We start from the raw sequence: 15649 nt of genomic DNA, 5'->3' as shown, positions 1-15649 counted from the left end.
TGTTACAAGCTCTCAAGATTTATTAGCCTTAGTGACTGCTGATTACGTCGACCCATGGGACCAAAGTCGAGAACTGAAAAGCATCTCCGGAGAATATGAGTTTGCAAGTCTCCTCAAGTCGCGCAGCGGAGACAATGAGACTACCGAAATTCTTGAGCATGATGACATGGAGGGTGACTTTCTTATTTCCGAGCGCTACAAGAACCATAGACGCTACTACTACGTAGCTAACATTCGAAAACCCCTCACGTCACCTCTCGCCGATCTAGGATAGCGATCAGGGCAGTGCACCCTATCTCAAGCAATCCTAAGTCACTTGCATAAGTATAGTAAATGGACTCACGTCCCATTGGCACCTCACCCCTGTTGAGTTCGTTCGCATCGGTGTTGTAGTCCGTGCCAAAGTCATTGAATACCCTTGTCCACTTCCCCATAGTGGAATGCAGGAGCAGCAGGGCCGAGACGGTCAGCAGCTCCCACGATAAGCCAAAGCAGTGTCGCTGCAAGCAACCAGTACTCACCGAGCGTTGGGCTTGTTTTGTGCACCTCGGATTCTAGGAACGAGATAGGAGGACCAATGACAAGACAGATTCACTAACACCCACCAAGCGAACAGGCCCGCCGGATCACTCCGGCCTCGCCTGGTTCGAGATTCATTTCCCCCACGAGCTGACCGCCCCCGATGTAGTCAGAGCACTGCAACCCCTGGCCTACCGGCCACTGGTCGGCTGGTTCAAGCGCACGCCGGCCATCGCCCTTGAGATGCGTGGGCTATCCGGCGATGACATCCGCTGGTTGGTCGGCATCGACAACCACATAGCGGACGAACTGCCCGGCCAGTTGCAAGCACAGCTCCCCGGCCTGGTGCTGGTTCCGCTGGATCAGCCGATGCGACCGACACCGTTGGTCGCCGCGAACGTCAGGCTGTCGAGCCTCGCCGAACCGTTGCGTATCGACATGACGGCCAGCGTCACCGCTGGACTCCTCGAAATTATGAACACCCTCACCAGGGGGCAATCCGTCGTCGTCCAATGGGTCATCGGGGCGAAGCAGTCCAGGCGTACCAAGCCGGAAGCGTTCAACATCGCGCGTGCCCTCGGCCTGGTCGCTGTCGCCAAGGAGACGACGGACGACCGCCGACTCTGGAAGCTCAAGACGGTTGAACCGCTGTTTCTTGTCCGGGGCCGGATCGGCGCGAGGGCTCGTGATCCTGAATCCGCCCGTCTCCTCGTGCGGCGTCTGGGCGAAGCACTCCAGCTTGTCAGCAGCAGTCGCGCGGAACTGTGGATCAGCCGGGCAACCGTCCGCAGCGTCCACCAGCTCGACGACGCGACGACAGACGACCGTTGGTCGGGCATCCTCAACGTGGCGGAATTGGCGTCGGTCGTCGGCTGGCCGGTAGACGGTGCCAATTCATCCGTCACGGGTCGCGGTCGCCAGTACCCGGCACCTTCCGCGCTGCTCGTACCGGTAGAAGGACGACACCAACCGGCTACGCGAAGCCTCGGCGCCGGCCTGCATCCAAGTCAGCGCAACCAACTGGTGACGCTGCCTGGCGAGAGTGCCCTCCACCATCTGCACGTCGTCGGCCCGACAGGAAGCGGAAAATCCACGCTCCTTGGTCAACTGCTGCATGCCGACGTCGTGGCCGGGCGAAGTGTCTTCGTCCTCGAACCCCGAGGCGACCTGGTAGAAGCGGTCTTGGCCGGCGTGCCAGCGGAGCGCCGACAAGACGTGGTGGTCATCGAGCCAGGTTCATCCGGCGACGTCGTCGGCTTCAACCCACTGGCCGGTCGTCCCGAAGATGCGGAACAACGAGCCGACCATCTGTTGCATCTGTTCCGTGAGCTGTACGGCACGAGTCTCGGGCCACGCAGTAGCGACGTTCTGATGCACGCCCTGGTGGCCTTGAGTCGAAGTGACCAATCGACGCTGGCTGATCTACCTGTCCTGCTGACCAACGCGGCGTTCCGTCGCCGTGTGCTCGCCGACGTCAACGACGCTCTTGTCCTGGCTCCCTTCTTCTCTTGGTACGACGGCCTGTCAGAAGCCGAACGGCAACAAGTGATCAGCCCGGTGCTCAACAAGACCCGGGCCTTTTTGAGCCGCACGGCGATCCGTAGGTTGCTGGGTCAAGCGGCACCGCGGTTCCAGATGGACGAGCTGTTCCAGCGTCCGCGCATCGTGCTGGTAAACCTGAACACTGGGGTCATCGGGGCGGAGACATCCCAGATGATCGGGGCGCTGCTGGTGACGCAGCTCTGGCAAGCGATGCAGCGGCGAGCGGTGGTTCCCTCGAACCAACGCCGTCCGGTCATGGTCGTGATCGACGAGGTACAGCAGTACCTCCGGCTCCCCGTGGACCTCGGCGACATGTTCGCCCAGGCGCGCGGCCTTGGCGTCGGCCTGACGGTGGCGCATCAGCACATGGGCCAGCTCCCGCCGAAGATGCGGGCCGGGATCATCGCCAACGCCCGGAACCGTGTGGTGTTTCGACCCAGCAGCGAGGACGCGTCGGCGCTGGCGAGCGTTCTCGGCGGCGGTCTCGTCACCGGTGATCTGTCACTCCTCGGAGCCCACGAGGCGTACGCCGAAGTCCTGGTGAACCGTCGTCCGTCCGATCCCTTCCTTATCCGCACGCGTCAGCCGGACAGCCGCGTTCTCAGTGATCCGGCCGACCTACGCCGTGACAGCGCGGCGCGGTTCGGGGTGGACGGCCCGGCCCTCGATGAGGAACTACGCCAGCGCTGGAACGGCAACGACGCTCGGCCGGATGGACGGATCGGCCAACAGCCACGGAGGACGGCATGACGGCCTGGCGCTCATGCTCGTCTCGGCCTTCGCCTCGCGGTTCGCGTCACGCTTCGTCTCGCGTTGGTTGCCTGTGCCGCCGTCCCTCTGTTGGAGCCGCGCAAACGCCAGCGAGATTTTCACCGACAGGAAACGGAGTTTCCCTATGGTGAAACCTCGACTGCAAACCGCGCGGGTGGCCCGGTTGCGCTCTCGGCTCAGTCCGCGTGACCTTGCCGCGCTCACCGTCTTGCAGCGGGTTCGCCTGGCAAGCCTGCGGCAGTTACAGCGGCTCCTCGTGACGGATGGATCGCCAGCGGCACGGACGCGCCGGGCTCAGATCATGATGACCCGGCTTACCGAACTCGGGTTGGTGACTCGGTTCTCGCGGATCATCGGGGGCGTACGGGCGGGATCGTCCGGTTACATCTACGGCCTCAGCGGCCTTGGTCAAGCTGTCCTCGACACTGACGGCCCGCTCGGTGGTCGTCGTCGCCGGGTGTGGGAGTCGAAACCGTACTTCCAAGACCACATGCTCGTCGTCGCTGAACTGTACGTCCAACTTGTCGAGCGGCACCGGGTTGGTCAGGGCGAACTACTGGCCTACGACGCCGAGCCGGCCGCCTGGCGTCACTTCACCGGGAAACACAACGAACTCGTCATGGTCAGGCCGGACGCGTACGTCCGCGTAGGCCGGGCCGCTCTTGAACACAGCAGCTTCATCGAGGTCGACATGGCCACCGAGACGTTGCCGACCATCCAGAAGAAGTGCCTGCGGTACGTCGAGTACTGGCGTAGCGGCGTAGAGCAGCAGTGGCGCGGCGTCTTCCCGAAAGTCGTCTGGCTGGTTGAAACGACACGTCGCCGCGAACAGATCGCGGGCGTGGTTCAGAAGCTCGCCAGCGACGCCCAGGCGCTCTTTGACGTCGGCCTCCTCGGTGACGGCCCGCGTCTGCTTGGAGGGGCGGAACAAGGAGCCGCTGCATGATGTCGAAACTACCCGCCCGCGGGCCGCCCGGAGGCTTAACAAGATCAAGCAAAAGCGTTTAACTGGAAGGAGATCAATAAATGAATGAGGTAATCCAACGTGCGATCCCTGGAGGTGAAGACACACTATTGCTCACAGTGCGCGAGGCGTACGTGAGGCTACGAATCAGCAAGTGGAAGCTGTACGACCTGCTGCGGTCGCATCAGCTTGAGATGGTAAAAATTGGCAGGCGGACGCTGATCCCGCTGCGCTCGGTCGAGGCGTTCATTTTGAAGGGCTGGAAGGAGTCCTTCGCCTGATGGCTCGCCGTAATGCAAACGGCGAGGGTTCTATCTACCAACGCGCAAGCGATAAACGTTGGGTCGGTTCCATCTGGGTTCAGACGACGAGCGGGAAACCAAAGCGGGTCTATGCCTATGGCAGGACCCGCGCCGAGGTTCACACCAAGCTGACCGAAGCTAAATCCAAAGACGGACGAGGCATCCCGACTGCCGACAAGTCGTGGCGGCTTGGTGACTATCTGGACTACTGGCTCGAAGCCGTCGTTAAGCCGAACCGTCGACCAGCGACGTACGCGCAGTGCGAAACGATCGTTCGACTCTACCTGAAGCCTGGTCTTGGCGGTCGCACGCTCAATACGTTGTCCGTGTCTCTGATCCAGGGCTACCTAAACCAGTTGCTTGCTGACGGCCACTCCGTCTCGAAGATTCACGTTATCCGAAAGATTCTAAGCGCCGCACTCACGCGCGCCGAGCGAGAGGAGCTAACGACTCGCAACCCGGCCCGCCTGGTTGAGCTTCCCGCCGAGGAGCGGAAGGAGGTTAAGCCGTGGACTTCAGCAGAGGCCATCGAGTTCCTGAATGCGATCCGATCCCACCGTCTATACCCTGCCTTCTTGCTGCTGCTTCTCTACGGCCTACGCAAGGGTGAAGTGCTCGGGCTCCGTCGTCAGGACATCGACTTCGACAGCTCGACGATTCATCTTCGTCAGCAGCTCCAGCGCATAGGACGGCAGATCCTTCAAGGACCGCTCAAAACAGCAAAGAGTAGGCGCGACCTGCCACTGCTCGAACCTGTTGCAGATGCCCTTGCCAAGCTCCGAGAGCAGCGTTCGGGGGCGGATTCAGAGCTGGTGTTTACAACTACGGAAGGAAGACCAATAGATCCCGGTAACTTCCTTCGTGACTTCCAAAGACTCTGCCGACAGCACGGCGTGAGAGTGATAACCGTGCATCAAATCCGCCATACCGTCGCTACGCTTCTAAAGAGCTTCGGCGTTGCGGACCGCGACATCCAGTTGATCCTTGGACACTCGCGGATAGTGACGACTCAGGAGATCTATCAGCACGACGACGCCGACTCACGACGCAATGTTCTTCAAGGTCTTGCCAGTGCGCTGCTCGTTGATCGAGACACTAAAACGATCCAAAGCGGTAGCTCTGGATCGTTGGTGGAATACGTTGACAGCAGCGGTAGCTGTCAAAATGGATGTCAGAAGCCAAGCTTCGTAGACCGAATGGCATCAATTATCTCTGGTGGAGCATATCGGATTCGAACCGATGACCTCTTCCATGCCATGACTAGGCGGAGCAGCGTTGCCGAGCGTGCAACAGAGGTGGATAGACACTACAAAGCACGCCGCCGACGGTGGTTGATTGGCTCCGTTGCTGTCAGCGCTGCTGTCAAAGACACTAGGGGCGAGGAGACGGGACGTGCTGCATAATTCGAGACGACCGACCCGACGCCGGCCCCAGGTTCTTGAACCACTGCTTCAATCTTCGACTATACAAAGGAAGCTTTCATGACGCCTGCGCTCTGAACCCTGAAATATGTCATACTGTCAAGATGACGCCAGAAGAACTCCTCATTCAAGCCACGAACTTTTATCGTGGATCTACCGACTTCAACGGGCTGCCAGTGCACAGCCTAGACATCGAGCCAGATGCCCTACCTGATCTCCTGCGGCCCCTCATCGAAGCGGGTTCATTGTACGTGAATTACGGTGATCGTCACCCCAACCCGCACGTACTCGCTTTTGAGCCAGAGCCTCAAGCCAAGCAACTTGACAAGCTCGCCACACGGAATCTTGTCGGAGCATGTCTCTATCCAACGATCGCCCATCTCGCATCCATCGTCGATCCTCACGATTATGAAGGTCGTCCGTACACTCTTGAGCTAGCGCTTGGGCATCCTGTGCTTGGCTGTCACTTCTTCGACCTTTCGGTGTTGGAGTCGTACCGCAATGACCCGCGCTATTACTACAACTTCGACATCGACGGCATGATTGGCGTCCACGACGAATATTATGAACAGCCGACCATGGCAGAGAAGGATCAGGTACTGCTCCAGACATTCGGGCTGGCCATGGCCAAAGAGCGATACTGGGCCATTGTGGTTTTTCGACGCTATCTTGCCTCGCTCTCACCGGAGCATCAGCAGATCTGGAAGGCTAAAGAGGAGGATGGAGCGGATCAGTTCTCGGTGCATCCTGACTACTGGCAGATGAGTATGGGGGAGTGGCCCGAGAAGATCTCACTATTCAACGCGCTCCTCGGCGAGATTGAACAAGTCAATGCGCTTGCTGAGCACATCGGCAGGCCGCCACTCTTCCGTAGGACCTACAAAGACGACCGTCCTCGTGATTTCGGTTACCTTATTCGGCCCACGGCACGTGAGCTCGCAAACTTCGCTGGTGTACTCGACAAGATGTTGTCGGACAACATCAGTCGGGATTTTTTCGAGCAGGAGGTGCCCTACGAAGATGAGACGACTGACAAGAAAGGTCGTGTCATCGTCTCGCAACGAGGAACTATCCGCATTCTCGACGACTGGATTAAGGAAAAGTTCCGCACTCAGAGCGATGAGAGCTCCCTGCTCGTTGCGGAGGCCATAAAGACGTTCAAGAATGTTCGTGGTATGCGCAATCCGACTGCTCACAAGATTGGGGTTGACTCATATGACGTCAACCTGTTCAAGGAGCAAATCAAGGTCATGCGCGACGCCTACCGAGCAGTTCTAACACTACGTCAGATGCTCCAGTGCTACCCAGGAGCCGCGGGGTATGAGGTTCCAGCGCATCTTGAACAGCGAAAGGTCTGGGACTTTTAGTCTCCCAGGCCCGTCCCTAACGACATCCGGTGGCCATGCCGTGAAACCACCCAACCCAGCGCCATGCGGCACCGGCTCCCGATTCCACCAACCAAAGCCCCCCGCAGCCCAGTCGGCTGTGGGGGGCTTTGGTTGGCAAGTTCAGGCACTCACCGCCGGCGCGGCTTGGGTCAGCTCGTCCTCTTGGTCTGACGGCTGCGACGTGATCCGAGCCTTCACCGGCTGCCAGCTGTGCAGCAGGCCGCCGACCATCAGGAGGGCCGAGTACGCATCGGCCTTGGTCGTCTCGGCTACTTCCGGGTGCGCCCCGAGGCCGCACATGAACTTGAGCGCGCGGCGTACCTGCTCGGCACGCGGCGGGTAGCCCTGGTTCGTCTTCCTGGACTCCTTGCGAAGTGTGTTGGCTGCCGCTTGGACGCCCGCCACCTCTTCTTCCTCGTCGGCCTTCTTGCCGACGAGTGCCGCGAGGGTCTGACGGAGCGCTTCAACCGTCAGGCGCCACTCCTGCTTGATGTACTGCTTCTCGGCGTCACGGTAGTAGTCGAGGGCGGCAGCGAACTCAACCGGGCGGTTGGCGTCCGGTGCGTCCAGCTCGATCAGGAGCAATCGGCGATACTGCATCTGCTCAAGGATCGCGGCCCAGTTGCTTTGGTTGATCTCGTACTCGATGCCCCCAACCCCGATGCGTTCGAGGTTGCCGTCCGTCATGGCCGTGCCGGTGACTTCGAGCCTGAACTTGACCGCGCCCGTGCGGTGTTCCTCGATGATCTGGAGCTGCCGATGGTCAAGGTCAGCAACGAGGACGAACGTCGTTGTCGCTGCGAGGCTGTGCAGGGTGACGGGCGAAGACTCGACCGCAAGCCGCCCCAGGTAGCCGCTCGACCTACCGAGGCCGACAGCGTGAACCTTGCCCTCGAACCACATCGGCCGCTGGGCTGCCGCTTCATTCCGACAGGACGCCTCGAAGTGGAAGCGGAGCTGCATCACGCCGAGCCCGCTGGTGCCGTGCACCGCCTTGAGTTCCAGCCGGGCCGCGTCGTGCGCGGTGCCGATGTGTACCCAGATCTCGTTCATAATCGTCTTTCTGTTGGTAGCGACGAACGTTCCAGGATCGGGCCAACAGCGAAGCAGGGCAAGCGAGTAACGACGACCTACGGGCTGCCGCGGATGGCGCTTGATCGAGCGCACCAACCTCGCGCCGGCCACGGCTACTTAATCCGCTCAACCTAGCTGCACAGGGCGCACGAGCCATGAGGTAATGACTGCTGTGGATCAGAACTCGCTGCGGAAGCTCGTGGAAGGTCGGCTCGTTCTTCTTGAGGGCAACGCCTTCCAGGACTGCATGGATCGGCTCGGCCTGGAGCTGTACCCCGGGGACTACCAGCCCGTGCGGGCGGCTGGACCGAAGGGTGACACCAAGAACGATGGCTACTGCCCGAAAGCTCGCGTGTTCTTCGCGGCACATGCGACGCGCAACGAGCGGATCGACAAGACCAAGGCCAAGATCCGTGGTGACTTGGAGGGCTGCCTCCAGGAGCACCGGGACGTCAGGGTGTGGCGCTTCCTCACCAACGACACCTTGCTGGGCGAGGTCGACCAGTTCATCGACAACGAGCTTCGTCCCCTGTACCAGGGCGTCACCATCGAGGTGTGGGGACTCAAGACGCTCGCCGACGAGATCAGCAAGCTCAAGAGGGTGCAGGTCGACAGGATCATCGACGTCATCACGGTGGATGAGCCGGAGTTTGAAGTCGTGGTGCTCGACCACATGAAGACAGGGCGTGACCTCTGGCCGATCCTCTCCGGCTGCCTGGGATGGCTGCCGCATGAGGAGCCAGACGACTGCACTGACGAGGAGCAGGACCTCATAGACAGCGCTGTTCAAAGCTTCCGGGACTGGAGCGACATCTCAGGCGACATCGAGTTCAATCGCTCCTCGGTGCGGGACGCACAGCGAAGCATCACTGCCATCCTGGACGAGCTTGCAGAGAAGGGGTTCACCCTCTACTCCGCGACGAAGGACAACTACCCCCTTACCGGCGGCCCGTCGCCGTTCTTGGGGACTGTGGCCATCTTCAGGATTGCTCGGGTAGATCCTGCTACGCCTGCGAGCAGCTGACAGGCGGCTGCCCTCCCGCGCATGAACCGCAGGATCAAAGCTGCGCCAGCCGCAGGCCCTGGTGCGTCGAGACCTTCGGCGTCCGCGGTCTCGACTGAGAACGGGGCGATCCAACGGCAGGCCGGCGCAGGCTCCTGACCCGGCAGACCAAAGCGCTCTGCCGCCCCATTGAGCGGCAGAGCGCTTCAGGATCGAGGAAGCCCCTACTCGTCCAGCGCTAGATCCTCGCCGTGCTGGTGCCGAAGCTGGGTCAGAATCAGGCTCCCGACGCCGAGGACCCCGAACGCGTAGCGCTTGGCATCCGCGCGCTTCTGGATGTTGTGACGATCAACGTTCCCGAGCGCTTGCGTGAAGCCCATTCCGATGCCTCGCCAGCCCTCCCACTCCCCAGCTTCCTTCCCAAGGCGGAACTGTCCGTCGTTGGCGAGGATCTTGGCAAGCAGTCCCTTTCCTACGAGGGTCTGCCCGTCCCGACCCTTCGGGTCACCACACCACTGACGAACTCGATCCTCGACGAAGATGGCTGTCTGACTCGCGACCGCCTGCCAGTTCTCGTGTTGTACATGGACCTGGACATGCGCCCACAAGTCGGGGTCGAAAGCAGTCTCATCCACAGCGTCGTCACTCGTTCCTGCTTGTTCCAACTCAAACAGAGCAGCATCGATGATGCCGTTGGCCCGCTTTACGCCGCCAAGAAATGCTCGTTCCCACGCGCTGTCTGGAGTTCCATCCGTCCAGACCGAAAGACTGTAGCGATTCTTTATGAACGACTGCGTCAGATGATGATCCACTCCGAGGGCGCGAGTGAGTACGGACTGTACTCGCCCTTTCCACGAGGAAAATTTCTCGGTCTCCCTGAGGCGTGGCCCCTCTTGCTGGGCCTCGTCCTTCAACTGCTTTAGGCTCTGGATCGCTTGTCGCGCTTGCATGGCCGAATTATACCAAGATGGCTACTAAGCCAACACTGATTACTGCTGCGACGAGAAAGTCTTCCATTAACCGACGATGCTCGGACGACTGTGCATGTACGCGCCGTACTGTCACTGAGTTCATCGGTTTGCGAGTCCGCTGCGCGGGACCCCAAATCAGCTCAGGCAGTAATGGTTTTGTTGCTCGTCGCGCCATGATGTAAATCCTTGTTTATCTCTGTCTCCATTATCGTCCTTCCGCCTCTGTTGATCAATACTCTCCACCCCTGTTAGTGCCGTACTATCGACAACACGTCATAGGCGCATCAATTCAGGGATCAGCTCAGGGGACAAGAACACCCTCATCATGTCCTGTTGTTCCTCGGGCAGTCGCCGGAAGATGCGCGCCAGCTCGTTCTTGCGCGCCTGCTGCCGCACGACGAAGACGACATACGGAAAGAACTCATCCGTACTCGCCTCGACTGCCCGCCAATACCCCGCCACCTTCTCGCGGATGCGGGCGGGCTGTTCCGTCCCCAGATCAATTTCAAGGTAGTAGCTACTGCTGCGCCCCTGCTGAGGGAAGTCGACCACTGCGAACAGGTCCGCCCGGACAGCAGGAGGAACAGGGAGTTCAACAGCCCACTCCTTGAGCGCCAGTACGCCCGCCTCCTCCGCCCGCCGAAGTTCGAGGTAGGTGTCCGCGATCATGAGGGCGTGGTTGTTGACGTTCGGCATCAAGCGGCCGTCGACGTCCAGGAGGAGACGCCCGGCACGGCCGAGCTGGTAGACGTAGGCCCCGGCTCCGCCCTTGTCGCCACCGGCACGGCGACCGACTCGGGACAGGTAGCCGAGCCGCACCAACCGCCCCAAGACCTTGTCCGGCACCGAGTGCGACCGATCCGCGAACAGCAGCTCTGTCAGGTGGGTTGAAGCGACCTGAGAGAAGGTGTGGGTGAGCGTGAGTACGTCGTAGTCGCGCTGCGTGAGTTCCACCTACGTCCTCCGTCCGGATAGGCTCCAGTGATCTGCCAGGTCAGAGCGGCTTTCGGTACAGGGGTAGACCTACGGTCGGCCTACCCCTGGCCTACGAGGTTCGCCTACGCCGGGTACTTCATCAGGAAGGCCTGCACACCGTCGATGAACTGGCGTACCTCCTCCTTGTCGTAGTCGCCGTAGTTCCCGTGGGCTGCCTTGCTACGGAGGTCCATCCAGGCCATGACCTTCTTCTGCTGCAACCCGTCGTACACGCCGGCCTTCTTGAGGTCGGCGTTCATGGTGTCAGCCTTCTTCGGCTTGCCTGCCACTGCGGTGGTCACGCCGTTCTTCACACAGAGAGCGCGCACGTGGACTTCGAGGGAAGTCCCTATGATGACCGCTGCCGCGTCCTTGTATCCCTTGGCAAGCAACGCGTCCGCCATCTCCAGATAGTCGCTGTAGGTGTCGGCGTGGACAAGCTCGACCACCGTTTCCGTCCACCCGGCGAGGAGGTCTTCTCTCAAAGTAATCAAGACTTTAGTGTTGTGAAGCAATCTGGGCCCGTCAAGCTTGTCACGGCCTCTTTTCAGCTGTTCGCGATAAACGGACTCTCTCGTGGACAGACGTGTGACCGCAGCCTCTATGCGGTTGGCCAACACTCCTGCATCCACACTTTCTTCGGGTATGGTTCCCTCGGCTTCGAGGAATTTCAAGGTCTTGTCGAACAACACGTTGAGCTGCTTCACCATGTCCTTGATTGCCAACGTCACTCCTCCGTAGGCAGATGCCGATTGATTCACTACGCCGGGTACTTCAACATGAAGTCCCGCACCCCATCGATGAAGAGTCGGACCTGAGAGGTGTCGTAGTCGGTGTAGTTCCCGTGGGCTGCCTTGTTCCGGAGGTCCATCCAGGCAGTGACCTGCTTCTGCTGCAACCCGCTATAGACACCAGCCTTCTTGAGGTCGGCGTTCATGGTGTCGGCCTTCTTAGGCACCCCCGATACTTCGATGTCAACCGAGTGCTTCACGCAAAGTGCGCGCACATGGACTTCGAGAGTTGTTCCCGTGATGACGGCTGCGGGGTCCTTATACCTCTTCCTCAGCAACTCCTCGGCCATCTCCAAGTAGTCGCCATGCGTGTCAGCATGCACCAGCTCGACGACAGATTCAGTCCAACCTGCCTTGAGGTCATCCCGCAGAGCAGCCGCTATACCGACGAACTCCGCGATTTTGAAGCTGTTGCCGAGGTCTCCGTGAACCTCAAGTTGCCGCCTATGAACACTGCCCGGTACCGTGATGCGCTCGATCGCGGACTCCAGACGATTCATGAGAACCCGAATTTCGGCGGGGAAATCGGAGGCGTCGTCGTACTTGCTCTTCTGTACGAGGGCGGCGTACTCCTCGACCAGCCCGTCCAACTGCTCCGCCATCTTCTCGATACTCGTCAACGATCCGTCCTCGTCCGTGAGTTGTTCACAACAGAACAGATCAGCATACAACTCTGGTACGTCACGAGCTACTTGGTTCCCTCGGCCCACCAAACCGTCGTCGCCTCGGCGGGGGTGCCGGCTGACCGGAGTCAGCCGGTTCAACCCGTCCGTTCCGGCGCCGACGAATCTCCGCTTCAACCTCGGCGGCCGGTCGCCCATACCGCTCCCGTGAGAGCCGCCGCACCTCATCTGCGAACCCGGTCGGATCACCAGGCGGTAGTGTCACGCCAGATACCGGCGAACTCACCCCATCCTCGGTGGCCAGCCGCGTCAGAATCTCGTAGCGGCTCAGGTTGAGGAAGTCATCCGCGCTCACGCTGCGGCCAAACTGGCGTGCGAAGTCACGGGCTTCGTCTGCTGCTGTTTGGAAGACGACTTTCGAACGGCAGTTGGTCTGTGTCGAGGCCTGCAACTCCGTGGAGAGTTGGCCGAGGTACTGATGTGCCACGGTCACAGCCAACCCCCTGCTCCTCGCTTGAGCGAACCAGTCGGCGGGCGAGATTGGCAGGTTCATGAAGTCCTGGAACTCGTCCAGATACAACATGGTCGGGTTGGACGGATCGGCAACGCCATCCTTCTGTACGGCGCTCCACACCGCATTCAGGAGCAGCGACCCGAGCAGCCCAGCCGTGTCCGTCCCCTCCGTCGCCCGACTGAGGTTGACGAGGAGGACCCGCCGCTCCCGCAAGATGGTCGTGACATCCAGCGTGCTCGCACTCTGCCCGATGATGTTCAGCAACGACCGCCGAGAACTGAGCTGCCAGACGCGGTCGAGCAGCGGCTTGAAGTACGCGTTCCTCTGCGTGCGCGACAGGTTCGTAATGTCCGACCACCACCCGGCCAGCTCCCCGATGTGTGAAACGCCTTGGATCAGCTGCCGGGAGAACTCCTCCTGATCCGCCCTCGGTGCGGCCAGCGGCTGGATGTCGGCGAAGGTCAACGGGCCGGTCGCCCCGGTCGACATCATCAAGGTGAGGACGAGGTGGTAGAAACCGGCTCTAACACGCACTCCTCGTGCATCCTGCGGGTACAAGTGATCGAAAAGCTGCTGGATGTCGGCGGCTGCCACGTAGGGGGAGCCCTGCAAGATGTTGAAGCCGACCGGATGCTCCGTATCTCCAACATCCAGAAGGCAAACATCTTGCAACCGACGCTCGGGCACACGTTCGAGAGCGGCCGTGAATAAATCGCCCTTGCTCTCGATGAGCACCACCCCGCGCCCGGCTTTCATGTCCTGCTCGATGAGGTTAGAAAGTAGGACAGTCTTACCGCTCCCTGTCGGTCCCACAATCTGGAGGTGCTGAGCCGACTCGACCACGCCCAGGGCGAGCGGCCGTTCGTTGCCTGGGAAGTTGGACCGGGCGATTACCCGGCCGGTCCGAGAAATGGCACCCGTCGCGGCCAGTTGCCGCGTCCGGGAACGTGGAAGCCCGGCAATATGCGGCGAGCCGAGCGGGAGGGCGAGTAGTCCGACCAGTTCGCTCACCCCCAGCTGCGAGGAGAACAGCCATGGAGTAGCCGCGCGCGACGCCCGAGATGTCAACGCTCCCTCAAAACTGGTTCTGGATCACTTTCAGTGCCAGGGCCACGGAGGGTCACCACAAGCGCGATCATGAACGGCCGTGGGTGATGTGTTTCTCCAGGACCTGTGGTTCCACCAGGTCGAAGGCGTAGTGATCGAAAACGCAGTGGTCGACGGCGAGTTGGTGGTCGTGCGGGCCCGCGCATCGGCGGAGCGGGCGGCGTGTCCCGCCTGCGGGACGGTGTCGGGCCGTGTGCACAGCCGATACGTGCGCCGCCTTGCCGATACTGCGGTCGCCGGGCGTCCCGTGTTGATCGAGTTACAGGTCCGGCGGTTCCGCTGCCGTGACCGCGCCTGCCGGCAGGCCACGTTCGTCGAGCAGGTCGACGGACTCACGTTCCGGCATGGGAGGCGAAGCTCCGGGCTGCAGACGGTGCTGCAACAGGTAGGGGTGATGCTGGCGGGCCGGGCCGGCGCCCGCTTGGCCAACACGCTCGCGGTCCGGGCGAGCCGGTCGACGCTCCTGCGGCTGATACGCCGTCTGCCGGAGCCCGAAGTGCACACGCCACGGGTGCTCGGGGTGGACGAGTTCGCTCTGCGCAAGGGACACAACTACGGCACGATCCTGGTGGACATCGACACGCGCCGTCCCATCGATCTGCTGCCCGACCGGGCCACCGCGACGGTGGCCGCCTGGCTCGCCGCCCATCCCGGCGTCGAGGTGATCTGCCGTGACCGGTCCACCGCATACGCCGAGGCCGGACGACTCGGCGCCCCGGACGCGATTCACGTCGCGGACCGGTGGCACATCTGGAAAAACCTGGCGGAGGCCGTCGAGAAGACGGTCATCCAGCACCGCGCCCTACTGCGCGAGCCGGAGAACACTGCCCCGGTCCGCGCCGCCGAGCCCCTGGAGAGCCCGGAGCTTGCGCCGCCTTCCCCGGATGAACCACGGCAGTCGGGCCGTCTGTCCGACCGGGTACGCGAGCAGCACGCGGCCGTCCACGCCCTGCTGGATGAGGGGCTCGGCCTGCGGCCGATCGCCCGCCGACTGGGCCTGGCCCGCAACACCGTCCGCCGTCTCGCCAATGCGGCCACCGCGGACGAGCTCCTGGTCGGACGGTGGCCCGGCCGGACCAGCATCCTCGACCCCTACAAACCCCACCTCCATCAGCGATGGGCGGAAGGCTGCACCGTTGCCCGCCGCCTGTTCGAGGAAGTCCGCGAGCGCGGCTATCCGGGCGGCGAGAGCGTCGTGAAGAAGTACGTCCAACGGCTCCGCGAAGCCTTCCCGCACGACGATCCGCCCCGCAAAGCACCGTCCGTGCGCGACGTGACCAGCTGGATCACCCGCCACCCCGACCACCTCCACGACGACCAGGCCCAGCAGCTCAAGCAGATTCTCGCCCGCTGCCCCGCCCTCGACCGAACCGCCGAACACGTCCGCGCCTTCGCCGAGTTGATGAACGACCGTCGGGGCCGGGACCTCGGTCAGTGGATGGATGGCGTGCAGGCTGACGACGTGCCCGCCCTGCACGGCTTCGCCAACGGCCTCGGCCAGGACCTCGACGCCGTCCTCGCCGGGCTCAGCCTCCGCTACAGCTCCGGGGCCGTCGAAGGCCACAACAACAAGATCAAGATGATCAAGCGGCAGATGTTCGGCCGCGCCAACTTCGACCTGCTCCGCAAGCGCGTCCTCCTCGCGGCGTGAGGCCGTTCATGATCGCGCTTGTGGTGACCCTCC

General features: G+C 61.6%; 13 protein-coding genes. 7 read left to right on the top strand and 6 right to left on the bottom strand.

The annotated features are described in order from the left end of the window. The first annotated feature begins 795 nt into the window (after positions 1–795). The 5 genes from OG289_RS08195 (at position 796) to OG289_RS08175 (ending at position 6886) form a co-directional block, all read left to right on the top strand. Positions 796–2811: a type IV secretory system conjugative DNA transfer family protein gene (locus tag OG289_RS08195; RefSeq protein WP_327313343.1), complete on the top strand. Its 2016-nt coding sequence runs from the start codon at positions 796–798 to the stop codon at positions 2809–2811. Further along, the gene (locus OG289_RS08190; RefSeq protein WP_327313342.1) at positions 2774–3778 is read left to right on the top strand and encodes a replication-relaxation family protein; all 1005 of its coding nucleotides are present in this window, start codon (positions 2774–2776) and stop codon (positions 3776–3778) included. The genes OG289_RS08195 and OG289_RS08190 overlap by 38 nt, the downstream gene beginning before the upstream one ends. An 80-nt stretch (positions 3779–3858) precedes the next feature. Continuing rightward, positions 3859–4077, top strand: coding sequence for a helix-turn-helix domain-containing protein (locus tag OG289_RS08185; protein ID WP_327313341.1), 219 nt, complete (start codon positions 3859–3861; stop codon positions 4075–4077). Further along, on the top strand, positions 4077–5501 hold the full coding sequence (locus OG289_RS08180) for a tyrosine-type recombinase/integrase (protein WP_327313340.1): 1425 nt from the start codon (positions 4077–4079) through the stop codon (positions 5499–5501). Before OG289_RS08185 ends, OG289_RS08180 begins: the two co-directional genes overlap by 1 nt. Before the next feature lie 122 nt (positions 5502–5623). Further along, positions 5624–6886, top strand: a complete 1263-nt coding sequence (locus OG289_RS08175) for a hypothetical protein (RefSeq protein WP_327313339.1) — start codon at positions 5624–5626, stop codon at positions 6884–6886. 141 nt (positions 6887–7027) lie between these two features. Here the strand turns inward: OG289_RS08175 and OG289_RS08170 are convergent, their stop codons facing one another. Further along, positions 7028–7960 carry a hypothetical protein gene (locus OG289_RS08170; RefSeq protein WP_327313338.1) on the bottom strand — a complete coding sequence of 311 codons (933 nt, stop codon included), beginning with the start codon at positions 7958–7960 and terminating at the stop codon, positions 7028–7030. A 184-nt stretch (positions 7961–8144) separates the two neighbouring features. Between OG289_RS08170 and OG289_RS08165 the strand changes: the two genes are divergently transcribed. Continuing rightward, positions 8145–9005 (top strand): hypothetical protein, encoded by an 861-nt coding sequence (locus OG289_RS08165; RefSeq protein WP_327313337.1) that lies wholly within the window; start codon positions 8145–8147, stop codon positions 9003–9005. A gap of 203 nt (positions 9006–9208) precedes the next feature. Here OG289_RS08165 and OG289_RS08160 read toward each other — a convergent pair whose 3' ends face one another. The 5 genes from OG289_RS08160 to OG289_RS08140 form a co-directional block, all read right to left on the bottom strand. Beyond that, on the bottom strand, positions 9209–9934 hold the full coding sequence (locus OG289_RS08160) for a TIGR02391 family protein (RefSeq protein ID WP_327313336.1): 726 nt from the start codon (positions 9932–9934) through the stop codon (positions 9209–9211). A gap of 294 nt (positions 9935–10228) precedes the next feature. Beyond that, a complete protein-coding gene (locus OG289_RS08155; protein ID WP_327313335.1) occupies positions 10229–10909 on the bottom strand; it encodes a replication-relaxation family protein in 681 nt (226 codons plus the stop codon). 104 nt (positions 10910–11013) lie between these two features. Further along, positions 11014–11655 (bottom strand): hypothetical protein, encoded by a 642-nt coding sequence (locus tag OG289_RS08150; protein ID WP_327313334.1) that lies wholly within the window; start codon positions 11653–11655, stop codon positions 11014–11016. A gap of 35 nt (positions 11656–11690) precedes the next feature. Beyond that, positions 11691–12341, bottom strand: a complete 651-nt coding sequence (locus tag OG289_RS08145; protein WP_327313333.1) for a hypothetical protein — start codon at positions 12339–12341, stop codon at positions 11691–11693. Between the two features lie 61 nt (positions 12342–12402). Further along, positions 12403–13869, bottom strand: a complete 1467-nt coding sequence (locus OG289_RS08140) for a type IV secretory system conjugative DNA transfer family protein (protein WP_327313332.1) — start codon at positions 13867–13869, stop codon at positions 12403–12405. Between the two features lie 136 nt (positions 13870–14005). Here OG289_RS08140 and OG289_RS08135 point away from each other — a divergent pair, with 136 nt between their 5' ends. After that, entirely contained in the window at positions 14006–15616 is a 1611-nt protein-coding gene (locus OG289_RS08135; RefSeq protein WP_327313331.1) for an ISL3 family transposase, read from the top strand. The last annotated feature ends 33 nt before the right edge of the window (positions 15617–15649 follow it).

The sequence above is a fragment of the Streptomyces sp. NBC_01235 genome (assembly GCF_035989285.1).
Lineage (GTDB): Bacteria > Actinomycetota > Actinomycetes > Streptomycetales > Streptomycetaceae > Streptomyces.
Note: the sequence above shows the minus strand (reverse complement) of the source record. Positions and strands in the feature narration are given on the sequence as shown.

Excerpts from the sequence above, each read along its gene's own strand:
- OG289_RS08190 (WP_327313342.1), top strand. The coding sequence starts at position 2,774 with ATGGACGGATCGGCCAACAGCCACGGAGGACGGCATGACGGCCTGGCG.
- OG289_RS08185 (WP_327313341.1), top strand. The coding sequence starts at position 3,859 with ATGAATGAGGTAATCCAACGTGCGATCCCTGGAGGTGAAGACACACTA.
- OG289_RS08180 (WP_327313340.1), top strand. The coding sequence starts at position 4,077 with ATGGCTCGCCGTAATGCAAACGGCGAGGGTTCTATCTACCAACGCGCA.
- OG289_RS08175 (WP_327313339.1), top strand. The coding sequence starts at position 5,624 with ATGACGCCAGAAGAACTCCTCATTCAAGCCACGAACTTTTATCGTGGA.
- OG289_RS08170 (WP_327313338.1), bottom strand. The coding sequence starts at position 7,960 with ATGAACGAGATCTGGGTACACATCGGCACCGCGCACGACGCGGCCCGG.
- OG289_RS08165 (WP_327313337.1), top strand. The coding sequence starts at position 8,145 with ATGACTGCTGTGGATCAGAACTCGCTGCGGAAGCTCGTGGAAGGTCGG.
- OG289_RS08160 (WP_327313336.1), bottom strand. The coding sequence starts at position 9,934 with ATGCAAGCGCGACAAGCGATCCAGAGCCTAAAGCAGTTGAAGGACGAG.